Here is a 21292-nt window from a genome sequence, read left to right as displayed (position 1 = left end):
TGCTGCAGAGGCTTTTCCGATCCGCCGGTGGGGGCGGCCCGATTAGTTTAGACTTGCGCATGTCTATCAAGGAGAGGTAATGAGCATCACCACCGAATCAGTCAAAACAGCGCTTTCCCAAGTCATCGATCCCAACACCGGCAAGGATCTGGTCGCGGGAAAATCGGTCAGGAACATCCAGCTCGACGGCGCCAACGTCGCCTTCGACGTCGAATTGGGCTATCCCGCCAACAGCCAGATCGAATCGATCCGCAGCGCCGCCGAGGCCGCCGTGCAGGGCGTGGCCGGTGTCGGCTCGGTCAAGGCCAACGTCTATTTCAAGATCGTCGCGCATGCCGTGCAGCGCGGCATCAAGCTCAAGTCCAACGTCAAGAACATCATCGCCGTGGCTTCCGGCAAGGGCGGCGTCGGCAAATCGACCACCGCCGCCAACCTGGCGCTGGCGCTGGCCGCTGAAGGTGCGCGTGTCGGCATCCTCGACGCCGACATCTACGGCCCGTCGCAACCGATGATGCTGGGAATCGATGCCAAGCCTGAAACCAAGGACGGCAAGACCATGGAGCCGCTGGAGAACCACGGCTTGCAGGTGTCGTCGATCGGTTTCATGATCGACCCGGACGAACCGATGGTGTGGCGCGGCCCGATCGTCACGCAGGCCTTGCAGCAGCTGCTCGACCAGACCAACTGGCGCGATCTGGACTACCTGATCGTCGACATGCCGCCGGGTACCGGCGACGTACAGTTGACGCTGTCGCAAAAGGTGCCGGTCACCGGCGCGGTGATCGTCACGACGCCGCAGGACATCGCCCTGCTGGACGCGCGCAAGGGCCTGAAGATGTTCGAGAAGGTCGGCATCCCCATCCTCGGCATCGTCGAGAATATGAGTACCCACATCTGCTCCAATTGCGGTCACGCCGAAGCGATCTTCGGCAGCGGCGGCGGCGAGAAGATGTGCGCCGACTTCGGCGTCGACTTCCTGGGCGCCTTGCCGCTGACGATGGCGATCCGCGAGCAGACCGATTCGGGCCGTCCGACCGTGGTGGCCGAGCCGAATGGACCGGTCGCGGAAATTTACAAGAACATTGCGCGCAAGGTTGCTGTCAAAGTGGCGGAAAAAGCCAAGGACATGACCAGCAAGTTCCCGAGCATCGTGATCCAGAACGACTGACGCGACTGACAATGCCGACGTCGCCTGCGGGTCTCGCCGACGTATCTTGCCTTTTTCGTCACAGCTGTATTTTTGACCAATGTAGTGTATCGAGGAGATATGTAATGACACCCCTGGCATCGCGTTTGATTCAAACCTTGTTCTGTTCGGCCGTGCTGCTGGCTTCGGCGGCATCGGTGACTTCGGCGGCCCGCGCGGCGGAGCCTTCCGTGTCTTTCACTGCGCCGATGGATGGGGCAACCGTCACCAGTCCGTTCGACGTCAAGTTCGCCGTTTCCGGCATGGAAATCAAGCCGCTCGGCGACATGACGCCCAACACCGGTCATCACCATTTGCTGATCAACGCAGGCCCCATCCCCAAGGGTGCGCCGATTCCGATGGACGACACGCACCTGCATTACGGCAAGGGGCAGACCGAAGCCAAGATCACGCTGCCGCCCGGCAAGTACGCGCTGACCATGCAGTTCGGCGACGGCGCTCACCAGTCCTACGGCCCGGCGATGAGCAAGACCATCAACATCACCGTCAAGTAAGTGTCGGTCTGCCGCCGGATTCCACGACGGCGGCCGACGCGGTAAAATGACGGCTTTCCGATCAGACTGACAACGGCTTTGGCGTTCCAAGGCCGTTTTTATTTATCATGACATCCACAGCTCCTACTACTCCCGTCCGTACCCGTTTTGCGCCCAGCCCGACCGGTTATCTCCATCTCGGCGGCGCGCGTACGGCCTTGTTTTCGTGGGCCTATGCGCGCCGTTTCGGCGGCACTTTCATCCTGCGCATCGAAGACACCGACCTGGAGCGCTCCACGCCGGAAGCGGTGCAGGCCATCATCGACGGCATGCAGTGGCTGGGGCTGGAACATGACGAAGGTCCGTTCTACCAGATGAGGCGCATGGACCGTTATCGCGAAGTGGTGGCGGAAATGCTGCAGCAGGGCACTGCCTACCATTGCTATTCCTCGCCGGAAGAAGTCGAAGCCATGCGCGAGCGCCAACGCGCCGCCGGCGAGAAGCCGCGTTACGACGGCACCTGGCGTCCTGAGCGCGGCAAGACCTTGCCAGCGATTCCCGAAGGCCGCAAGCCGGTCGTGCGTTTCCGCAATCCGCTCGAAGGCGACGTGACCTGGGACGACGTGGTCAAGGGCCCGATCACGATTTCCAACCGCGAGCTGGACGACCTGGTGATTGCGCGTCCGGACGGCACGCCGACCTACAACTTCTGCGTCGTGGTCGATGACTGGGACATGAAGATCACCCACGTCATCCGCGGCGACGACCACGTCAACAACACGCCGCGCCAGATCAATATCCTGAAGGCGCTCGGCGGCACGCTGCCGCTGTACGGCCACGTGCCGATGATCCTCGGCGCCGACGGCGAGAAGCTGTCCAAGCGTCACGGCGCGGTCAGCGTGATGGACTATCCGGCGCAAGGTTTCTTGCCGGAAGCCATGCTCAACTATCTGGCGCGCCTGGGCTGGAGTCACGGCGACGAAGAAATTTTCTCGATGGAACAATTCTGTGAATGGTTCGACCTCGACCACCTGTCGAAGTCGCCGGCGCAGTTCAATCCGGAAAAGCTGGCTTGGCTCAACAACCACTACATCAAGCTGGCCGACAACGAGCGTCTGGCGACACTGGTGCGTCCGCAGCTGGAAAAAGAGGGCGCACGGTTCGACGGCGCACCGGCACTGGCGCACACCATCGCGCTGCTCAAAGAGCGCGCCAACACCGTCAACGAACTGGGGCCGGCGGTCATGATGTTCTATCGCCAGCCCGCGCCGGATGCGGCATTGGTGACGCAACACATCACCGACGCCATCAAGCCGGCGCTGCAGGATTTCGCCGCGCGCTGCGCGACGGTGGAATGGAACAAGGCCGCATTGGGCGCGATGATCAAGGAAGTGCTCGCCGCCCACACGTTGAAGATGCCGCTGTTGGCGATGCCCTTGCGCCTGATCGTTGCTGGTCAGTTGCAGACGCCGGCGATTGATGCGGTGCTGGAATTGTTTGGCCGCGAAGTCGTGCTGGCGCGTTTGCAAAACTATTTGTAATAAAGAAGAGGGTTTTTCAGAAAACCCTCTTGCTATTTACCAATGCATGTTGCATAATCTCGCTTCTTCGCAAGGGGGTATAGCTCAGCTGGGAGAGCGCTTGCATGGCATGCAAGAGGTCAGCGGTTCGATCCCGCTTACCTCCACCAGCGACTCAGTAGTAACTGAGTAGTAGAAGTAAAGCAGTAAATGCGAGTAATAAACTGTGATGCCACACAGTCGGTAATACGGTAACAGCTGCGGGACAGATGTATGCGATGTCCCCATCGTCTAGAGGCCTAGGACATCACCCTTTCACGGTGAGTACGGGGGTTCGAATCCCCCTGGGGACGCCAGCTTTACGGGTATTATTTGAATTGCTGCAAACGGACAATTGTCCCCATCGTCTAGAGGCCTAGGACATCACCCTTTCACGGTGAGTACGGGGGTTCGAATCCCCCTGGGGACGCCAAAATAAAAATGCCCGCTTTGCGGGCATTTTTTTTGCCGTCACCAAGTGATGTGCCTGCGCACATCACGCGGGGGATTCGAAGGGTTTCGCCTGCAGGCGAAACCGCGGCCTGCCGAAGGTAGGCGAATCCCGCGGACGCGCAGCGTTCGTTAACCAACCGTCGAGCCAACGCCGAAAAAAGCTATCCCAAGAACAACCAGCAATGTTTCGGCAAAGCCGAAACGAGCACGTCCGCAAAGCGGACGAAGCTGACGCAAAATCCAACGCAGTCATCAAACAATCAAAGAAAAGCAGCGAAGTTTCGGCAAAGCCGAAACCAGCAGCACGTCCGCAAAGCGGACGAAGCTGACTCCGACCCAACACAGTCATCAAATTGCCAAAGAACAGCAGCGAAGTTCCGGCAAAGCCGGAACCAGCAGCGCGCCCGCAAAGCGGGCGAACCCGCCGTTCGATAAAACGCGGCAGCCAGTCAACGCCGTCAGACAAAAAACATCATCGTCCCACACGCGCCACGACTTAGCATGGCGAGCATGCACCACCAGCAATGCCACTGGATTCTCGCGTTCGCGAGAACGACAAGACGGAATTTTTCAGCGCATCTCCCTCAATACTTAAACTTTGTCCTCCCAAAGACAACCCATCCCCCCATTTCCCGTTAATCTCCCTCCTCAAATTCCACCCACTCCATTTTTCTTTTACTATCTCCCGATAGCCCAACCAAAACCAGACGCCCAAAGCGCAGAACCAACACCGAAGGAGCCCACCATGAGCCAAGCCGCAGATCTCGCCATCGACGCGCGCGGGGTAGCAACCATCACCCTGAACCGTCCCGAGGTCCACAACGCCTTCGATGACCTGCTGATCGCCCATCTGATCGACTTGATCGCGCAGGCGAGGAATAACGCACAAGTCAAAGTCCTGGTGCTGGCTTCCACCGGCAAATCCTTTTCCGCCGGTGCCGACCTTGGCTGGATGCGCCGCATGGCCGACGCTTCGCGCGAAGACAACATCAAGGACGCGCACCAGTTGTCGGCCCTGATGGAAAACCTGAACAACTTTCCCTGTCCGACAGTCGCTAAAATTCAGGGCACGGTCATGGGCGGCGGCGTCGGCCTGGTGGCCTGCTGCGATATCGCCATCGCCAGCGACAACGCGTTCTTTGCTTTATCGGAAGTCAAGCTCGGCCTTGCTCCCGCCGTCATCAGCCCGTATGTGATCGCCAAGATCGGCGTCTCGCAGGCGCGACGTTATTTCGTCTCGGCAGAACGTTTCTCGGCCATTCGCGCCGCCGCCATCGATCTCGTGCATGAAGTGGTGCTGGCGACCGAACTCGACGCCAAGACCGAACAGATCGTCGTCACGCTGCTGGCAAACGGCCCGCAGGCCATGCGCCGCGCCAAGGAACTGGCGCAGGTGGAGAATCCGCTGCCGTGCACGCCGGCGCTGCGCGACTACACCACGGGCGTGATCGCCGACCTGCGCGCTTCGGAAGAGGGCAAGGAAGGCTTGCGCGCCTTCCTCGAAAAGACGCAACCCGGCTGGATTGCCAGACACTGACCCGGCATCTTTGCCGGCATCAAAAAGAAAAAGCCGCCGTCCATTGCAGACGGCGGCTTTTTTTCATGACAAGGAAATCGACTACAGCTTGATCTCCGTGCCCAGCACTTTGAGGAATTGCGCCAGCCATTCCGGATGTCCCGGCCATGCAGGCGATGTCACGAAATTACCATCGGTGACGGCGCTGTCGACCGGGATCTCGGCATAGTGGCCGCCGGCCAGTTTGACCTCCGGTGCGCAAGCCGGATAGGCCGAGATCTTCTTGCCTTCGATCACGCCCGCTGCGGCCAGCAACTGCGCACCGTGGCACACGGCGGCGATCGGTTTTTTGGCTTCGGCGAAATGGCGCACGATGGCGATCACCTTGGCGTCCAGGCGCAGATACTCGGGCGCGCGGCCGCCGGCGATGACGACGGCGTCGTACTTGGCCGGATCGACGTCGTCGAAGCTGGCGTTGAGGGCAAACTGATGGCCGGGCTTTTCGGTATACGTCTGGTCGCCTTCAAAGTCATGGATGGCGGTCTTGATCTTGTCGCCGGCCTTCTTGCCGGGGCAGACGGCGTGCACGGTATGACCGACCATTTGCAGCGCCTGGAAAGGCACCATGGTTTCGTAATCTTCGGCAAAGTCGCCGGTCAACAATAAAATCTTCTTTGCTGCCATGCTGATCTCCTTGGTTGCGGGCCGGACGGCCCGGTTGGGGGTATTTCACTTTCCTGACATGCACGCTGGTTGCGCTTTCTGTTTTTTATTTCATCCACGTCATTTGACGCGACTTTCCCATTAAAAATTCCTTGTTCGGCTCCATGCAATCGCGCAGATAACTCCACAACGCCGACACCCTTGCGACATGGCGTTGCTCGCTCGCCGCGACCAGCCAGAACGAACGCATGATTTCCACTTCATCCGGCAGCACCGGCACCAACTCATCCGATTGCTGCGCCAGGAAACACGGCAAAATTGCCAGCGCCTGGCCGCTGCGCGCTGCCGTGTATTGCGCGATCACGCTGGTGCTGCGGAAGACACGAAAAGCCTCAGGCGCGATGTTTTCCTTGTAGCGCAGCTCTTCGCTGAAGACCAGATCGTCGATGTAGCCGATGAAGTTGTGATGTTCCAGATCTTCTACCTTGCCGATGACGGGGCGATTCTCCAGATATCCCGGCGTGGCATACAGCTTCAAGGCATAGTCCGCCAGTTTCGTGACAACGTAATTACCGCTGACCGGCCGTTCGATGGTAACGCTGATGTCGGCTTCGCGTTTGGACAAATTGACGAAGCGCGGCATCGGCAGCATGTCGACCGAGATATGCGGATTGCGCGCGCAGAAGTGGGCGATGTGCGGCGCCAGCACGAAGGTGCCGAAGCCTTCCGTCGCCCCCAGCCGCACCTGGCCCGACAGCAGGCGGTTGTGGCCGCCAAGCTCTTCGGCGGCGGCGTAGACGGTGCTTTCGATCTTTTCGGCGTATTCGACCAGGCGATAGCCATCGGCGGTCAGGCTGTAACCGTGGTTGTTGCGGTCGAACAGCTGGCTGCCGACCTGTTCCTCGAAGCGTTTGATGCGGCGCGATACGGTCGAGTGATCGATGCCCAGTTTCTTGGCGGCATCGACCAATCCCTGACTGCGCGTGAGTTCCAGAAATACGCGGAGGTTGTCCCAATCCAGCATGTCGTCTCCATTCGGTGCTTTTAGTCGTGCTTTGCAATTATGCAAAAGGCTTTTGAATTATTGGTTATTGTAACGATATTAACGCACATGCAAAATGAGTCTCGAGATCGCCGCAGAGCAATTTCAGCAGAACGCAAATAAGACATATAACGAGGAGACTCCATGCAAAAAAACGTCCGTGCCGCCTTGGCAATGGCTGCGCTTTCCCTGACCTGTATTTCCGCCGCCGTCCAGGCGCAAAACTCCGACACCGTCAAAATCGGCATCCTGACCGACATGTCCGGCCCGTACTCCGCCATGGGTGGCCAGGGTTCGGTAGTCGCGGCCAGGCTGGCGATCGAGGATTGCCTCAAGGCCGAATGCAAGGGCATGAAAATTGAAGTGCTCTCGGCCGACAACCAGAACAAGCCCGACGTCGGCGTCACCCGCGCCCGTGAATGGCTGGACCGCGACAAGGTCGAGGCGATCGCCGACCTGACCAATTCCTCGGTGGCGCTGGCGGTGCAGAAGCTGATCAAGGAAAAGGGCGGCATCGCCATGTACAGCGGCCCGGCCACCGGCGCGCTGACGACTACCGAATGCGCCGGCAACGGTTTCCACTGGATGTTCGACACCTATTCGCAAGCGGCCGGCGCGGCTGCTGCGCTGACCAAGCTGGGCAACAAATCGTGGTATTTCGTGACCGTCGATTATGCCTTCGGCCACTCGCTGGAGAAAGATGCCGCCGACGTCGTCAAGGCCAACGGCGGCACCGTGCTGGGTTCGGTGCGCCATCCGTTGAACGCTTCCGACTTTTCATCTTTCCTGCTGCAGGCGCAGGCATCCAAGGCCCAGGTGATCGGCCTGGCCGATGGCGGCACCGACGTCGTCAATGCGATCAAGCAGGCGCGTTCGTTCGCCGTGGGCGGCAAGGATCAACGCCTGGTGGCGCTGCTGGTGTTCCTGTCCGACGTCCATGCGCTCGGCCTCGATGCGGCTCAGGGCCTGGTCTACACCGACGGCTTCTACTGGGATTACGACGAGCAGACGCGCGGTTTCTCCAGGCGCTTCGAAGCGCAATTCAAGAACAACAAGCCGACCATGGTGCAGGCCGGCGTGTATTCCAGCGTGTATCACTTCCTGAAGGCGCGCGCTGCTGCCAAGACCTCGGACTGGAAAGTCGTCTCGCAAAAGATGCGCGAGATTCCGATCAGCGACGTCGTCATGCGCAATGCCTCCATCCGTCCCGACGGTCGCGTGATTCACGACATGTATTTGTACCAGGTCAAGTCGCCGGCCGAATCCAAGGCGCCTTGGGATTATCTGAAATTGTTGTCGACCATTCCGGCACAGCAGGCTTTCCGTCCTATGGATGCCGCTTGCCCGCTGGTCAAATAAGTTTTCCCGGGAGTCGGGTGTCGACATTGCCAGTCATCTCCGACCCGCGAATTTTATTCACCTCCCGGTTTCTTCTTCATCACTATGGAAAATGCATCATGAGCCAAGCCAACATTCCTAACGTTCCCCTCTACATCAACGGCGAACACGTCCAGTCGACTTCGAAAGAATGGCGCGACGTGCTCAATCCGGCCACGCAGGAAGTCGTGGCGCGCGTGCCGTTTGCGACAAAAGAAGAAGTCGACCGCGCCGTCGCCAATGCCAAGGAAGCCTTCAAGACCTGGCGCAATACCTCGCTGGCGCAACGCATGCGCATCATGCTCAAGTTCCAGCAACTGCTGCGCGACAATATCGGCCCGCTGGCCGAGCTGATCACGCGCGAACACGGCAAGACCCTGCCGGACGCCGAAGGCGAAGTCATGCGCGGCCTCGAAGTCGTCGAGCACGCCTGCTCGATCACCTCGCTGCAACTGGGCGAACTGGCCGAGAACGTGGCCGGCGGCGTCGACGTCTACACCATCCATCAGCCGATCGGCGTGGGTGCCGGCATCACGGCGTTCAACTTCCCGGTGATGCTCCCTTGCTTCATGTTCCCGATCTCGGTCGCCTGCGGCAACACCTTCGTGCTCAAGCCTTCCGAACAGGACCCGACCTCGTCGCTGTTCCTGGTCGAGCTGGCCAACAAGGCCGGCCTGCCGCCGGGCGTATTGAACGTGGTGCATGGCGGCCCTGACGTGGCCAACATGATCTGCGACCATCCTGACATCAAGGCCGTGTCCTTCATCGGCTCGACCAACGTCGGCACCCACATCTACCGCCGCGCCAGCGAAGCAGGCAAGCGCGCGCAGTGCATGATGGGCGCGAAGAACCACTGCATCGTGCTGCCCGACGCGCCCAAGGATCAGGCCATCAACAATCTGCTGGGCGCGGCATTCGGCGCCGCCGGCCAGCGTTGCATGGCGAACTCGGTGGTGGTGCTGGTGGGCAAGACCAAGGAATGGATTCCGGAAATCGTCGAGCGCTCCAAGGCCATGAAGGTCGGTCCGGGCAGCGACCGCAAGGCCGATGTCGGCCCGCTGGTTTCCAAGGCCGCCAAGCAGCGCGTCGAGCGTCTGATCGGCGTCGGCGTGGAGCAGGGCGCCAAGCTGCTGCTCGACGGCCGCAACTGCAAGGTGGCCGGTCATGAAGACGGCAACTTCGTCGGCCCGACCGTGTTCACCGGCGTCAAGGCAGGCATGGACATCTACGAACAGGAAATCTTCGGACCGGCGATGTGCATCGTCGAAGTCGAAACCCTGGACGAAGCGATCGCTTTCATCAACGCCAACCCGAACGGCAACGGCACGTCAATCTTCACGTCGTCCGGCTGGGCGGCGCGCAAGTTCCAGAACGAAATCGACGTCGGCCAGGTTGGCATCAACGTGCCGATTCCAGTGCCTGTGGCCTACTTCAGTTTCACCGGTTCGCGTGCTTCCAAGCTCGGCGATCTGGGCCCGAACGGCAAGCAGGCGGTGCTGTTCTGGACGCAGACCAAGACGGTCACGGCGCGCTGGTATGCACCCGACGAAGAGGCCGGTCAGGTCAATACCACGATTTCGCTGAAGTAATCCGCATCCACTCAGAGAAAAAGGAGAACAACATGAGCGCCGATATCGCTTTCATTGGTCTGGGCAACATGGGTTTGCCGATGGCGCAAAATCTCGTCAAGGCGGGATACTCGGTCAGCGGCCACGACCTCGTCAAAGCCAGCGTCGACAAGCTGGTCGAAACCGGCGGCGTGACTGAAGCCGACGCCATGGCGGCGGTCGCCAAGGCCAAGGTCGTGATCACCATGCTGCCGGCCAGCAAGCACGTGGAATCCATCTATCTCGGCGACAAGGGCATCCTGGCCAACATCAAGCCGGGCACCTTGCTGATCGACTGTTCCACGATCGCACCGGAGAGCGCCCGCAAGGTCGCCGCAGCCGCGCTGGAGAAGGGCTTCACGATGCTGGATGCGCCGGTCTCCGGCGGCACCGGCGGCGCCACGGCCGGTACGCTGACCTTCATGGTGGGCGGCACCGACGACGGCTTCGGTCTCGCCAGGCCTTATCTGGAAAAGATGGGCAAGGCGATCTACCACGCCGGCGCCAGCGGCAGCGGCCAGACCGTCAAGGTCTGCAACAACATGCTGCTGGGCATCCTGATGATCGGCACCTCGGAAGCGATCCGCCTCGGCATCGCCAACGGCATGGACCCCAAGGTCCTGTCGGAAGTAATGTCCAAGAGCTCGGGCCGCAACTGGACGCTGGAAGTCTACAACCCTTGCCCCGGCGTGATGGAAAACGCGCCGGCATCGAAGGGCTACGCCGGCGGTTTCGGCGTCGACCTGATGCTCAAGGACCTCGGGCTGGCGGTGGAGAATGCATTGGCCACGGGCAGCAGCGTGCCGATGGGCGCGCTGGCGCGCAACCTGTACGACATCCACAGCAAGGCCGGCGCCGGCGGCCTGGATTTTTCCAGCGTGTTCAACATGCTGGCGAAAGCGAAGTAACAGGGAGTGGTAGTCGGCAGTTGCTGTCTGGTTGCCGCCGTGCGGGGAGTCGGTATGGTTGCGCGGTCTCCGTTGGTATCAGACCTGGCGCGGATGTCCTTGGGGATATCCGCGCTTTTTTATCTGCGCAAGAGGCAGTCGAGTTGATCGCGAAAAGTCTTTGCAAGTGATCCCACAAGCCGTCGTCCTGACGAAAGTCAGGACCCAGTGGCGTAAAGACGGCCGCAACGACACTGGGTCCCAGCCTTCGCTGGGACGACAATTTCACTCAGCGTCGTTTCGTTTTGCATGAGGAGTAAGGAGAGAATTACTTCTTCACTTCATCCTCGATATGCGCCTTCACGATGCCGGCGAAATCGCTGTCGGCAGTGAAGCCCAGCACCTTTGCGCGTTTCGCTTCAAAGTTGCCCGGCCAGGAGTTGACGATGCGCTTGATGGCTTCGTCTTCCTTCCATTCGATCAGCTTGACGACGTCGGCGCCGGCGACCTGTTCCAGCGCATCGACCATCTGGCGCACGGTGACCGACAGGCCGTCGATGCTGAGGAAGCGTGCCAGGCCGAGGTCGGCGCCGTTGATTTCATGGCCGTGGATCAGATTGTCGATCGCCTTGCGCGGCGACATCAGCCACATGCGTGTCTCCGGGCTGACCGGGCATACCGAGGGCTGGCCGTTGAGCGGTTCGCGGATGATGCCGCTGGCGAAGCTCGACGCCGCCTTGTTCGGCGCGCCGGGACGCACGGAAATGGTTGGCATGCGCAGCGCGCGGCCGTCGATGAAGCCTTTGCGGCTGTAGTCGTTGACCAGCAATTCGCCCATGACTTTTTGCGCGCCGTAGGAGCTTTGCGGCATCAGCAGCGCATTGTCCGGGACTTGCGCCGGCAGCTCGCCGCCGAACACCGCGACCGAGCTGGTGAACACCACGCGCGGCCTGGTGCCGAGCGCGCGGGCGCGTTCCAGGATGATGCGGGTGGCGTCGAAATTGATCTTCATGCCGAGCTCGAAGTCGGCCTCGGCGTGGCCGCTGACGATGGCGGCGAGATGGAAAATCGATTGCGTGTCCTTGTCGATGACGCGCTCGATCACGGCGGCATCGGCGATATCGCCGACGACCGATTCAATGCGTGCGTCGTCGAAGCCTTGTGCGGCGACCACGTCGAGCAGGGTGATGCGGCTGATGGCTTGCTGCTTGCCGTCGCTGCCGGTCAGTTGACCGCGCTTGAGCAATTGACGCGCCAGACGGCTACCCAGAAAACCGGCGCCGCCGGTGATGACGATATGCATTTATGCTCCTGAATTGTTTGGATGTTACGGGCAAATTCGATAAGTTGTCATACAACTTTGCGGCCAGTGTAAAAAGAAAGCGGTATCATGTCAACCAACATGAAAAATTCTCAGCTTTCCAAAAACAATGCCGGCGCGCCGCAGCCTGCCGCACCTGATTCGGCCAAGGGCACGCTGGCCGATCGCGTCACCACGACCTTGTACGACCAGATTCGCCAGGGCGACTTTGCACCCGGCGAGCGCATGCCGTCGGAGAACGAACTGACCGAACGCTTTCAGGTCAGCCGCACCGTCATTCGCGAAGCCATTTCGCGGCTCAAATCGGAAGGCCTGGTCGGTTCGCGCAGAGGCAGCGGCACCGTGGTCCTGGCGCCGAACAACGCCACGCCGTTCCGTCTCGACATCGACGTGCAGGATTCGATTCAGGCGGTGCTGCGCGTGATCGAGCTGCGTCGCGGTGTGGAAGGCGAAATGGCGGCATTGGCGGCGCAGCGGCGCACCAAGACGCAGAACCAGCGCATCCGGCAGGCCTTGAAAAACATCGACAAGGCAGTGCAGGAGGGCAGGGATGGCGTGCAGGAAGATTTTGCTTTCCATGCCGCGATTTCGGAGGCGGCGCACAATCCTCTCTATACGTCGTTGTTGCAATTCCTGAGCCAGTTCTTGCAGGCGGCGATCCGGGTGGCGCGTATCAACGAAGCGCGACGCGAAGATTTTCGCCAGCAGGTGCGCGATGAGCATGCCGTGATTGCGCAGGCGATCACCGATGGCGACGCCGATGCGGCGCGTGCGGCGGCGCTGCGGCACATGGAAAACTCGGCAGTGCGCATCCAGGCGGCCGATACGGCTTTCTGGGCCAGCGAGGGCGGAAAGGCTGCGCGTCATCTGGCGCAGGCCGGGGAACTCAAATAGCCGGCGTCGTACATGCTCTTGAAATACCGGGACGAAAAAAAACGCCGCGAAGAACGCGGCGTTTTTATTTGCACTTCCGGATAACTGAAATCAGTTGCGAACGACTTTCTTGTATTCGTTGGTGCGTGTGTCGATTTCGATCTGGTCGTCCTGGCTGACGAACAGCGGGACCATCACGACGATCTGATTCGCTTCAATCGCGTTTTCGATCTTGGCTTCCTTCAGGACGTTGCCCGAAGTGTTGCCCTTGACTGCCGGTTCCGAGTACACGACCTGGCGCACGATGGTGGTCGGCAGTTCGACGGAAATTGCCTTGCCGTCATAGAACACTGCTTCGCATTCCATGCCGTCCTTCAGGTAACCCAGTGCGTCGCCCAGGTTTTCGCCTTCGATTTCGTACTGGTTGTATTCGGAGTCCATGAACACGTACAGCGGATCGGCGAAGTAGGAGTAAGTCACTTCCTTCTTGTCCAGCACGACCACGTCGAACTTGTCGTCGCCGCGGAACACGTTTTCTTGCGGGCTGTTGGTCAGCAGGTTCTTCATCTTCCACTTGTAAGTGAAGCCGGTGCGGCTCGAACCGTTGACGTCGGAGCGCAGGACGATCATCGGCTTGCTGTCAACCATAATGATGTTGCCGACGCGAATTTCTTTTGCAAATTTCATAGCGAATATACGTAAAAAGTAGGTTGCGTAAAAATCTTCTGTAGCCTACTGGCAAAAAAACACCGCAAGCCCACGTACGATTAAATTGTTGATGCATTGATGCGTAAAAATTAGCCCTATATTTTAACCTAATTTTTTGCCGCTTCAGACTCTCGGCGGAACTGTTTCTGCAAACTTCAGCAAATTCGTCGCCAAATCGCCGTTTGCCAGCAACACTTGCTCCCAATCCATGGACAGCCTGGCAATGTTCGGCAGGTCGGCTTGCATGTCGCGCCATAGCGCGGCGACGTCGATTGCATCACCGGCAGCGCCGTTCCAGGCCAGCGCCAGCGCCGTCAGGCTCTCCGTTGCCGCCGGGCAGGTGTGCAGGAATGCCTTCAGTTTGACGTGGTGCAGGTTCTCGTCTTGCGGATAGATATGCCAGATGAAGGGTTTGGCGGCCCATTGCGCGCGCACGAAGGAGTCTTCGCCGCGCACGAAATTGACGTCGCAGGCCCATAGCAATTTGTCGTAGTCGGGTTGCGGCACAAAGGGAATGACGCGCACGGTCAGGCTGCCGCGCGTGGCATGCGCCCCTGCGATTGAGGGCTGGCCGAGAAAGTCCGTCACGGCATCGCCGCCGACGCCTTCCGGCGCCAGGCAGATGACGGCGTGCCCGCTTGCTTGCCATGCCGAGAACAAGGCGGTGATCGGTGCTTGCGGGTAGCAGAAGAGCGATACCTTGAGCGCGTCCATCCCGGCTTCGGTCACGCCGAACTGCGCCAGGAAATCGGCGGCGGCGCGCGGATCGGCGAGGAAAGCTTCGCGTCGCGCAGCCAGGTCGGATTCGACTTGCAGGCCGCCGGTGCGCTGGTTGAATCCCGGAAAGAAGAAGTACTTCGTCAACGGCAGTTGCGGATGCGGCGAAGGCAGCGTATGGCAGCCTTCCACCCAGGTTTCGGCCGTCAGGCCTTCCAGATTCAGCCACACCGGACGCGGGGTGCATTCCGACATGGCCTTGATGTAGCCGGGCGGGATGTCGCAGGCGAAGAATTCGATGACGATGTTCGGCATGTCGGCGGCGCGGAATATGCCTTCCTGATCGCGCCAGTGCCGGACGATGACGCCCTGGATTTCCTGCGTCTCGCTATCGGTCGCGACTTCCGGGCAGATCCGCCGGAAACTCTTCAGGTCGTCGACCCATAAGGTGACGATGACGCCGTGTTCCTTTTGCAATTGCCGCGCCAGCCGCCAGCAGATGCCGATATCGCCGTAGTTGTCGACCACCTTGCAGAACAGGGCGAGCGAGATGGCGTGGGACGCCTGCGAGGATGTTGTCGAATGCATTTCCAGAATGTTCGGGATGTTGGATGGCAAGAAATAAGCTGCATTTTTGCAGCCGCAATCATGCTGGTCCGCATGATACAGGGGATTCGCGGCGGCGAGCGATGGCTCGCGAATACCGTTGCGGACCGGGCCGATGAACTCATGAAGCGAGGAATCCGCCATCTGCGGCCAGCACGTGACCGACTACGTAAGATGCTGCGCCTGACAGGAGCCATAGCACGGCTTCGGCGACTTCCTCGGGTTGCCCCATGCGTTTGAGGGGCAGGCCCGCGGCCACCGCGGACATGTCGGCGATGCCCGACGAGAGCATCATGTCGGTGACCACCCTGCCCGGGGCAATCGCGTTGATGCGAATGCCGCGGGGCGCGTATTCCATGGCAGCCGACCGCATCAGTGAAATGGCGGCGGCCTTGGAGGCCGAGTAGAGCGCAAGCCCGGGATTGGGATTGCGCACGCCGCTGACGGACGTATTGATGACGATGCTGCCATTGCCGCGAGCCAGCATGGGCGGCAATTGGTATTTCATGCACAGAAACACGGCGCGGACATTGGCATCGAAGATGGCGTCGTAAACGCCCGGTTCCTGTGCATGCAGGGATGCCCGCCGTTCCTGGCGGCCGGCGTTGTTGAAGGCGGCATCCAGGCGTCCGAATTGCGCCAGTATGGTGTCGATCAGGCGTTGGACGTCGCTTTCCTGCGTGACATCGGTTTGTACATAAAGGCTCTGTGCGCCGGCGGCGCGGCATTCGGCGGCTACGGCTTCTCCTTCCGATTGACGCCGGCCAGCAATCACCACGGCGCTGGCGCCCGCGCGCGCCATGCGAATCGCCGCGGCGCGACCGATGCCGCTGCCGCCTCCGGTCACCAATGCGACCTGTCCGGTCATGTCGTATGGGCTGGCCTTGCATTCCTTTTCGGGCATCGTTTCCATGGTGTTTCTCCTGAGGGAAGCATGTTCGTCGTAATGGATGTCTCCGCGATTTATAGTTGTATAATACAACTATATGAAAAGAGGGATGGAAAATATGCAAAAAGCAGGCTCTTCGCCGGATTTTTCTTTTGTCGACGGCATCCGTACCGCTTCGCGCCGGATGGTGCGCGAGCTGGGCTTCATGCAATCCACGCTGGCGGCAACCGACTATCCGCCATCCGCGGTACACGCCATCATCGAGATCGGCGCGCGCAAATCGATGAGCGCCGCGCAGCTTGCCGAATTCCTCGATCTTGAAAAATCCAGCGTCAGTCGTATGGTGCGCAAGCTGATCGAAGCCGGTGAGTTGCAGGAGCAGGCCAGCGACCTCGACGGCCGTGTCAAATGGCTGGCGTTGACGCCGCAAGGCCGGCGCACGCTGACTGCCGTCCAGGCGTTCGGCCGCAAGCAGGTTGTCGGCGCGCTCGAACAATTGAGCGTGGATCAGCAGGACGCCGTGGCGCAAGGGCTGAGCGTCTATGCGCAGGCGCTGGAAGCGCGCCGGTCGGGCAAGGCAATGGTGCCGGCCGACGAGATTCGCATCGTCGCCGGTTATCAGGCTGGCGTGATCGGCCGCATGGTCCAGATGCATGCAATGTTTTATGCGCGCAGCGTCGGCTTCGGCAGTTTTTTCGAGAGCAAGGTGGCGGCGGGATTGGCGGAATTCGTGCCGCGCCTGGAGCATTCGCGCAATGGTTTGTGGCTGGCCGTGCAAGGTCAGCGCATCGTCGGATCGGTGGCCATCGACGGCCAGGATCTGGGCGACAACAAGGCGCACCTGCGCTGGTTCATCGTCGACGACGGCCTGCGCGGCGCGGGCGTGGGGCGCCGCCTGATGGATGCGGCGATGGCATTCTGCGATGCACAGGGATTTGCATCGGTACAGTTGTGGACTTTTCGGGGACTGGATGCGGCGCGCCGTCTGTATGAGGGCAGCGGATTCCGGCTCAAGGAAGAATGGCCGGGCGCGCAGTGGGGCAAAGAGATGGTGGAGCAGCGTTTCGAGCGTTGAGGCTGGTGGATCGGCAGGTGATTTTGTAAATAAGCAACTATTCGCAAGTTCGTTGTATTTTTAAATCAATGCGGATTTTTATTTAAATTGCTTGCAATTTAATTTTTGGCTATGTATTATTCGTCCATGGCAAACGCAAACACATCGAAGACACCGGCAGCAGCGATTGATCAGGCCCTCATGCTTGAAAATCAATTGTGCTTCGCCATGTACTCGGCGTCGCTGGCGATGACCAAGGTGTACAAGAAGATACTGAAGGACATCGATCTGACGTATCCGCAATATCTCGTGATGCTGGTCTTGTGGGAAAAGGACGAAGTCACGGTTTCCGACCTGGGCGGCAAGCTGTTCCTCGATTCGGGCACCCTGACGCCTTTGCTCAAGCGCATGGAAACGATGGGTCTGCTGCATCGCGCCCGTGACGTGGAAGACGAACGCCGCGTGGTGGTGCGCCTGAGCCAGGAAGGCCGTGCCTTGCGCAAGCGGGCAATGGCCGTCCCGGAGCGACTGATGTGCTCCTTGCCACCGCTGGAACAGGTTGCTAATCTGCGAGAACAGCTCAAAGAGTTGCGCAAGGGTTTGCTGGATGATGCAGACGAGTAATGCCACGGTTTTTGTCGCTGTCGCAGTTGCATAAGTGACAGCAGTTCGTTAAGCAGCAGAAGTGAGTTTCACCGCATATTATTTATATTGTTAGCAATTTTATTGTTTAAAATTTATTTATCCTTATGTTTTTTAATCGATGCATCCCCTGCATCATTCTTCATACCACTCGAAAGGAATCAAAATGAAAATCGAAAAAGCACTCTACCAAGCGACTGCAACTGCAACCGGCGGCCGCGAAGGTTCCGCCAAGTCGTCCGACGGCATCCTGGACGTCAAGCTGACCACGCCGAAGGAACTGGGCGGCGCAGGCGGCAACGGCACCAATCCTGAACAACTGTTCGCAGCCGGTTATTCGGCCTGCTTCCTCGGTGCGATGAAGTTCGTCGGCGGCCAGGAAAAGATCGCCATCCCTGCCGACACCAGCATCACCGGCACTGTCGGCATCGGCACCATTCCAGGCGGCTTCGGCATCGAAGTGGCGCTGAATATTTCCCTGCCGGGCCTGGACCGCGCCGTTGCCCAATCGGTGATCGACAAGGCACACCAGGTTTGCCCTTACTCGAACGCGACACGCGGCAACATCAACGTCACACTGACACTGGTATAAGCCGTCTGCCTGTTGTCTGAATCGTTCGATGTAAAAAAACGCCCTTCGTTGAAGGGCGTTTTTTCGTTCAGGCGATGCAGGGACGCATCATCAGCGGCAATGAGTCAAGTGCCGGTCAAGCCGGCGCCAGCATGAAGTCGTAACGCAAGGCGGCCATTGGCGCCGCAATTGTGTTGCCGCGCGCGGTGACGCCCGCGGCTTGTGTTTCGAGCTTGCAGATCAAGGCGTCTTTGACGCCGAACACAACGTCCGAGTCGAGGTAAGGATCGTCGGCCAGGAACAGGTGCGTCACCAGCGTATCGCAGGCCGGTGCGCTGATCATGAAATGCACGTGCGCCGGACGGTAAGGATGGCGTCCTTGCGCATCGAGCATCTTGCCGACCGGGCCGTCGTTGGGAATCGGATAAAACGCCGGCACGATCGAGCGAAACCAGAAACGACCTTCGCGATCGGTAACGAAGCGCGCGCGGTCGCTCAGGTGCTGCAAACCATCTTGGCGCTGTACATCGTAGTAGCCGTCGCTGTCCGAATGCCAGACATCGACCACGGCGCCGGCGATGGGCGTCCCGTCGAGCGCGGCGACGCTGCCTTCGACCAGCAACGGTGCGCCGTCGGCATCGTGCGAGATCATGTCGCCCAGTGCATGTTGCTTTGGATTCTCGACGTAGAACGGGCCCAGCACCGTGGTTTGCGTGGCGTCCCCGGGATGGCGGTGGTTGATGGCGTCGACCAGCATCGAGGCGCCCAGCGTATCGGACAGCAGGATGAATTCCTGGCGCGTGTCGCTGCACATCTGTCCGGTCGCGGTGAGAAATTCGATCGCCGCCAGCCACTCTTGCTGGTTCGGTTCGACCTCCTGGATCAGTGCGTGCAGATGGCGCACCACTGCTTCGCTGATCTGGCGCATGCGCGGCGAGGCAGCGTTTTGCAGGCGCTCCAGCACGGCGCGGGTGATATTGTTTTCATCAAAATTTCGCATGGTCTTTTCCTGTCAACTCAACTCAGCTCAGCTGGCCGGCGTCTCGCCGGCCCAGGCGCGCGCCAGCATGGCGGCGATGGCTTGCTGTTCCAGCGGGCGCGGGTTCCAGTAGGCGTCTTGCATGACCAGCTCCGCTGCGCGCAAGATCCCGCCTTCAGGCATGCCTATATCGCGCAAGGCCAGCGGCGTGTCCAGGTTCTGCGCCAGCGCATGCATGCCGCTCACGGCATCGTCCACGCCGAGCGCATCGGCAATCACGCGCATCGCTTGCGGCGCCGCCGGCGCGTTGTAGGCCAGCGCATGCGGCAGCATGATGGTGTGGGTCGGCGCATGCGGCAAATCGAAGGTGCCGCCGAGCACGTGGCAAATCTTGTGATGCAAGGCCATGCCGACCGCGCCCAGGCAGGTGCCGCATAGCCAGGCGCCGTATTGCGCATCGCTGCGGGCGGCAAGGTCGTCGGGTTGCGCGACCACGCGCGGCAAGCTGCGCGCCAACGCCCGTATGCCTTCGGCGGCCATCAGCGAGACGATGGGGTTGGCGTCTTTGGCGTACAGTGCTTCGACCGCATGCGCCAATGCGTTCATGCCGCTCGTGGCGGACAAGGCGGGCGGTAGCGTCAGCGTCAGGTTGACGTCGTAAATCACTACTTCCGGCAAGATGCGCGGCGAGCGTTGCGTGGTTTTGACGCCATTGTCGGTCTGGCCGAGGATGGCGGTTACTTCCGAGCCCGCGTAAGTGGTTGGCAACACGACTTGCGGCAAATCGGTGCGCAAGGCCAGCGCCTTGCCCAGGCCGATGGTGGAGCCGCCGCCCAACGCCACGATGCTGTCGCACTGCTGCGCTTGCAGGTAGGCCAGGGCTTTTTCAGTGACGGCGACCGGCGTATGCATGACCGCTTCGGTGAAGCTGCCGCCGTAGAGCTCGCCCAATTGTTGCGCGATTTGTTCGGCCAGCTGCTGCTGTGCCGGCGTCGACAAAATCAGTGCACGCCGGCATCCGAGGCGGCGCAGCTCGTCGGCGATTTCCGCCGCACGGCCGGCGCCGAACAGGATGCGCGCCGGTGCGGCGCTATAGGTAAAGGTCTGGGTCATGATGCTGTCCGTTCAGGGAGCAATCCGATGGTGCGCTACTCCAGATGGGCGCCATCGGATCAGTTGAAGTAATAGTCCACTTGGTGCCGCGCGATGCGGATGTCGCCTATCTGTTGTTTGGCGGCGGCGTGGGCTGGATGCGTCTGATAGACGGCGAGCGCCTCGGCGCTGTCGAATTCGCTCAGCAAGACGACGTCGCACGCGTAGTCCACTGCGCTGTAGTCGATACCGATTTCCAGCTTGAGCAAACCGGGAATCACGCCGCTTGCGGCGAGCGGCTCGAAGGCCTGCTTCAGGGCGGCCAGGTTGGCCGCGTGTTCGGGGCTGCCGCGCGTACCGGCGACGTCCCACATCACGATGTGTCTCACTTTCATTATTGCCTCATGGGCCTCATGGTTTTTGGGTAATATAGTTGATCAAATAATGAAAAAGAATGCCTTGTTTGAAATTCTTATTTTCATTTTATGAAAAACTGAATATGAAAAACTAAATTCGCCAACCACGAGCACAAAGACCTCATCATGGATCGCTGGACCGAATACGAATTGTTCGTCAATACCGCTGAACTCGGCAGCCTCTCCAAGGCCGCCGAGCAGATGGACATTTCCAACGCCACGGCCAGCCGTTATCTCGCTTCGCTGGAGCAGCGCCTGGGCGCGCGGCTGATCGAACGCAATACGCGTCGTCTCCTGTTGACCGAAGCAGGCGAACATTTTTGCCGCAGTTGCAAGGCCGTGCTGGCCGAGATCAGCGACGCCGAAGCCGCCGTCAACGCCAACACGGTTGCCGCCAGCGGCACCTTGCGCATTACCGCCTCGCTATCGTTCTGCCTGAAACACATCACCCCCTTGCTGCCGGAATTCACGCAGCGCTATCCCGACATCGAGGTCCAGATTGTCGCCGCCAATCGTTACTTCGACCTGATTGAAAGCGGCATCGACATCGCCATCCGCACGCGCGAATTCGAACCCGACTCCGCCATCACGGTGCGTAAACTGGCCAGTACGCCACGTGTGCTGGCGGCTGCGCCAGCCT

21 protein-coding genes and 3 tRNA genes are annotated in these 21292 nt (G+C 60.1%); 15 read left to right on the top strand and 9 right to left on the bottom strand.

All coding sequences use genetic code 11. The features are described from left to right. The first annotated feature begins 79 nt into the window (after window positions 1-79). From apbC to PMI16_RS01440, 7 genes are all read left to right on the top strand, one after another. The gene (apbC, locus tag PMI16_RS01470; protein WP_007875658.1) at window positions 80-1168 is read left to right on the top strand and encodes an iron-sulfur cluster carrier protein ApbC; all 1089 of its coding nucleotides are present in this window, start codon (window positions 80-82) and stop codon (window positions 1166-1168) included. Window positions 1169-1272: 104 nt separating this feature from the next. Then, window positions 1273-1701 (top strand): DUF4399 domain-containing protein, encoded by a 429-nt coding sequence (locus PMI16_RS01465; RefSeq protein ID WP_007875657.1) that lies wholly within the window; start codon window positions 1273-1275, stop codon window positions 1699-1701. A 107-nt stretch (window positions 1702-1808) separates the two neighbouring features. Beyond that, window positions 1809-3221 (top strand): glutamate--tRNA ligase, encoded by a 1413-nt coding sequence (gene gltX / locus PMI16_RS01460; protein WP_007875656.1) that lies wholly within the window; start codon window positions 1809-1811, stop codon window positions 3219-3221. Between the two features lie 73 nt (window positions 3222-3294). After that, window positions 3295-3370 (top strand) — tRNA-Ala (locus PMI16_RS01455). Between the two features lie 110 nt (window positions 3371-3480). Beyond that, window positions 3481-3556: transfer RNA gene (locus tag PMI16_RS01450), tRNA-Glu, on the top strand. A gap of 40 nt (window positions 3557-3596) precedes the next feature. Further along, window positions 3597-3672, top strand: a tRNA-Glu gene (locus PMI16_RS01445). Between the two features lie 765 nt (window positions 3673-4437). Next, the gene (locus PMI16_RS01440) at window positions 4438-5229 is read left to right on the top strand and encodes an enoyl-CoA hydratase-related protein (RefSeq protein ID WP_007875654.1); all 792 of its coding nucleotides are present in this window, start codon (window positions 4438-4440) and stop codon (window positions 5227-5229) included. 81 nt (window positions 5230-5310) lie between these two features. Here PMI16_RS01440 and PMI16_RS01435 read toward each other — a convergent pair whose 3' ends face one another. After that, a complete protein-coding gene (locus tag PMI16_RS01435; protein ID WP_007875651.1) occupies window positions 5311-5892 on the bottom strand; it encodes a DJ-1/PfpI family protein in 582 nt (193 codons plus the stop codon). 85 nt (window positions 5893-5977) lie between these two features. Beyond that, on the bottom strand, window positions 5978-6895 hold the full coding sequence (locus tag PMI16_RS01430) for a LysR family transcriptional regulator (RefSeq protein WP_007875650.1): 918 nt from the start codon (window positions 6893-6895) through the stop codon (window positions 5978-5980). 162 nt (window positions 6896-7057) lie between these two features. On the opposite strand from PMI16_RS01430, the gene PMI16_RS01425 reads away from it, so the two are divergent. The 3 genes from PMI16_RS01425 to mmsB all read left to right on the top strand — a co-directional run bounded on the left by PMI16_RS01425 (window position 7058) and on the right by mmsB (window position 10805). After that, the gene (locus PMI16_RS01425; protein WP_007875649.1) at window positions 7058-8272 is read left to right on the top strand and encodes an ABC transporter substrate-binding protein; all 1215 of its coding nucleotides are present in this window, start codon (window positions 7058-7060) and stop codon (window positions 8270-8272) included. Between the two features lie 98 nt (window positions 8273-8370). Then, entirely contained in the window at window positions 8371-9879 is a 1509-nt protein-coding gene (locus PMI16_RS01420) for a CoA-acylating methylmalonate-semialdehyde dehydrogenase (RefSeq protein WP_007875648.1), read from the top strand. A gap of 32 nt (window positions 9880-9911) precedes the next feature. After that, complete coding sequence (gene mmsB / locus PMI16_RS01415) at window positions 9912-10805, top strand: 3-hydroxyisobutyrate dehydrogenase (RefSeq protein ID WP_007875647.1); 894 nt, start codon at window positions 9912-9914, stop codon at window positions 10803-10805. A 307-nt stretch (window positions 10806-11112) separates the two neighbouring features. Here the strand turns inward: mmsB and denD are convergent, their stop codons facing one another. Next, a complete protein-coding gene (gene denD, locus PMI16_RS01410) occupies window positions 11113-12087 on the bottom strand; it encodes a D-erythronate dehydrogenase (protein ID WP_007875645.1) in 975 nt (324 codons plus the stop codon). An 87-nt stretch (window positions 12088-12174) separates the two neighbouring features. Here denD and PMI16_RS01405 point away from each other — a divergent pair, with 87 nt between their 5' ends. Continuing rightward, window positions 12175-12999, top strand: coding sequence for a FadR/GntR family transcriptional regulator (locus PMI16_RS01405; RefSeq protein WP_007875643.1), 825 nt, complete (start codon window positions 12175-12177; stop codon window positions 12997-12999). A gap of 90 nt (window positions 13000-13089) precedes the next feature. Here PMI16_RS01405 and PMI16_RS01400 read toward each other — a convergent pair whose 3' ends face one another. The 3 genes from PMI16_RS01400 to PMI16_RS01390 form a co-directional block, all read right to left on the bottom strand. Continuing rightward, window positions 13090-13665 carry an elongation factor P gene (locus PMI16_RS01400; protein WP_007875641.1) on the bottom strand — a complete coding sequence of 192 codons (576 nt, stop codon included), beginning with the start codon at window positions 13663-13665 and terminating at the stop codon, window positions 13090-13092. A gap of 144 nt (window positions 13666-13809) precedes the next feature. Next, window positions 13810-14991: an elongation factor P maturation arginine rhamnosyltransferase EarP gene (gene earP, locus PMI16_RS01395; protein WP_034378809.1), complete on the bottom strand. Its 1182-nt coding sequence runs from the start codon at window positions 14989-14991 to the stop codon at window positions 13810-13812. A gap of 139 nt (window positions 14992-15130) precedes the next feature. Beyond that, window positions 15131-15922 carry an SDR family NAD(P)-dependent oxidoreductase gene (locus PMI16_RS01390; protein ID WP_007875630.1) on the bottom strand — a complete coding sequence of 264 codons (792 nt, stop codon included), beginning with the start codon at window positions 15920-15922 and terminating at the stop codon, window positions 15131-15133. Window positions 15923-16016: 94 nt separating this feature from the next. Between PMI16_RS01390 and PMI16_RS01385 the strand changes: the two genes are divergently transcribed. From PMI16_RS01385 to PMI16_RS01375, 3 genes are all read left to right on the top strand, one after another. Next, on the top strand, window positions 16017-16973 hold the full coding sequence (locus PMI16_RS01385; RefSeq protein ID WP_007875628.1) for a bifunctional helix-turn-helix transcriptional regulator/GNAT family N-acetyltransferase: 957 nt from the start codon (window positions 16017-16019) through the stop codon (window positions 16971-16973). A gap of 180 nt (window positions 16974-17153) precedes the next feature. After that, window positions 17154-17576, top strand: coding sequence for a MarR family winged helix-turn-helix transcriptional regulator (locus PMI16_RS01380; protein ID WP_007875626.1), 423 nt, complete (start codon window positions 17154-17156; stop codon window positions 17574-17576). Between the two features lie 184 nt (window positions 17577-17760). Continuing rightward, window positions 17761-18186, top strand: a complete 426-nt coding sequence (locus tag PMI16_RS01375) for an organic hydroperoxide resistance protein (RefSeq protein WP_007875624.1) — start codon at window positions 17761-17763, stop codon at window positions 18184-18186. A gap of 115 nt (window positions 18187-18301) precedes the next feature. On the opposite strand, the gene PMI16_RS01370 is transcribed toward PMI16_RS01375, so the two are convergent. From PMI16_RS01370 to PMI16_RS01360, 3 genes are read right to left on the bottom strand one after another with little or no spacing between them, the layout of a single operon-like run. Continuing rightward, window positions 18302-19165: a dioxygenase family protein gene (locus PMI16_RS01370; RefSeq protein ID WP_007875622.1), complete on the bottom strand. Its 864-nt coding sequence runs from the start codon at window positions 19163-19165 to the stop codon at window positions 18302-18304. 27 nt (window positions 19166-19192) lie between these two features. After that, the gene (locus PMI16_RS01365) at window positions 19193-20257 is read right to left on the bottom strand and encodes a maleylacetate reductase (protein WP_007875620.1); all 1065 of its coding nucleotides are present in this window, start codon (window positions 20255-20257) and stop codon (window positions 19193-19195) included. A gap of 59 nt (window positions 20258-20316) precedes the next feature. Beyond that, complete coding sequence (locus PMI16_RS01360) at window positions 20317-20631, bottom strand: Dabb family protein (RefSeq protein ID WP_007875618.1); 315 nt, start codon at window positions 20629-20631, stop codon at window positions 20317-20319. 147 nt (window positions 20632-20778) lie between these two features. Here PMI16_RS01360 and PMI16_RS01355 point away from each other — a divergent pair. Next, on the top strand, window positions 20779-21292 hold a 514-nt coding region (locus PMI16_RS01355; protein WP_007875616.1), incomplete at its 3' end, for a LysR family transcriptional regulator.

This window comes from Herbaspirillum sp. CF444 (assembly GCF_000282135.1).
Lineage (GTDB): Bacteria > Pseudomonadota > Gammaproteobacteria > Burkholderiales > Burkholderiaceae_D > Herbaspirillum.
The sequence above is the reverse complement of the archived record's forward strand: the minus strand, read 5'-3'. Positions and strand labels throughout refer to the sequence as shown.

What these genes read in the sequence shown, in the direction of transcription:
- earP (WP_034378809.1), bottom strand. Translation starts at nt 14,991, where the DNA reads ATGCATTCGACAACATCCTCGCAGGCGTCCCACGCCATCTCGCTCGCC.
- PMI16_RS01465 (WP_007875657.1), top strand. Translation starts at nt 1,273, where the DNA reads ATGACACCCCTGGCATCGCGTTTGATTCAAACCTTGTTCTGTTCGGCC.
- apbC (WP_007875658.1), top strand. Translation starts at nt 80, where the DNA reads ATGAGCATCACCACCGAATCAGTCAAAACAGCGCTTTCCCAAGTCATC.
- PMI16_RS01375 (WP_007875624.1), top strand. Translation starts at nt 17,761, where the DNA reads ATGAAAATCGAAAAAGCACTCTACCAAGCGACTGCAACTGCAACCGGC.
- PMI16_RS01405 (WP_007875643.1), top strand. Translation starts at nt 12,175, where the DNA reads ATGTCAACCAACATGAAAAATTCTCAGCTTTCCAAAAACAATGCCGGC.
- PMI16_RS01390 (WP_007875630.1), bottom strand. Translation starts at nt 15,922, where the DNA reads ATGGAAACGATGCCCGAAAAGGAATGCAAGGCCAGCCCATACGACATG.
- PMI16_RS01380 (WP_007875626.1), top strand. Translation starts at nt 17,154, where the DNA reads ATGCTTGAAAATCAATTGTGCTTCGCCATGTACTCGGCGTCGCTGGCG.
- PMI16_RS01370 (WP_007875622.1), bottom strand. Translation starts at nt 19,165, where the DNA reads ATGCGAAATTTTGATGAAAACAATATCACCCGCGCCGTGCTGGAGCGC.
- gltX (WP_007875656.1), top strand. Translation starts at nt 1,809, where the DNA reads ATGACATCCACAGCTCCTACTACTCCCGTCCGTACCCGTTTTGCGCCC.
- PMI16_RS01385 (WP_007875628.1), top strand. Translation starts at nt 16,017, where the DNA reads ATGCAAAAAGCAGGCTCTTCGCCGGATTTTTCTTTTGTCGACGGCATC.
- PMI16_RS01360 (WP_007875618.1), bottom strand. Translation starts at nt 20,631, where the DNA reads ATGAAAGTGAGACACATCGTGATGTGGGACGTCGCCGGTACGCGCGGC.
- PMI16_RS01440 (WP_007875654.1), top strand. Translation starts at nt 4,438, where the DNA reads ATGAGCCAAGCCGCAGATCTCGCCATCGACGCGCGCGGGGTAGCAACC.
- PMI16_RS01430 (WP_007875650.1), bottom strand. Translation starts at nt 6,895, where the DNA reads ATGCTGGATTGGGACAACCTCCGCGTATTTCTGGAACTCACGCGCAGT.
- mmsB (WP_007875647.1), top strand. Translation starts at nt 9,912, where the DNA reads ATGAGCGCCGATATCGCTTTCATTGGTCTGGGCAACATGGGTTTGCCG.
- PMI16_RS01420 (WP_007875648.1), top strand. Translation starts at nt 8,371, where the DNA reads ATGAGCCAAGCCAACATTCCTAACGTTCCCCTCTACATCAACGGCGAA.
- PMI16_RS01435 (WP_007875651.1), bottom strand. Translation starts at nt 5,892, where the DNA reads ATGGCAGCAAAGAAGATTTTATTGTTGACCGGCGACTTTGCCGAAGAT.
- PMI16_RS01400 (WP_007875641.1), bottom strand. Translation starts at nt 13,665, where the DNA reads ATGAAATTTGCAAAAGAAATTCGCGTCGGCAACATCATTATGGTTGAC.
- PMI16_RS01425 (WP_007875649.1), top strand. Translation starts at nt 7,058, where the DNA reads ATGCAAAAAAACGTCCGTGCCGCCTTGGCAATGGCTGCGCTTTCCCTG.
- PMI16_RS01365 (WP_007875620.1), bottom strand. Translation starts at nt 20,257, where the DNA reads ATGACCCAGACCTTTACCTATAGCGCCGCACCGGCGCGCATCCTGTTC.
- denD (WP_007875645.1), bottom strand. Translation starts at nt 12,087, where the DNA reads ATGCATATCGTCATCACCGGCGGCGCCGGTTTTCTGGGTAGCCGTCTG.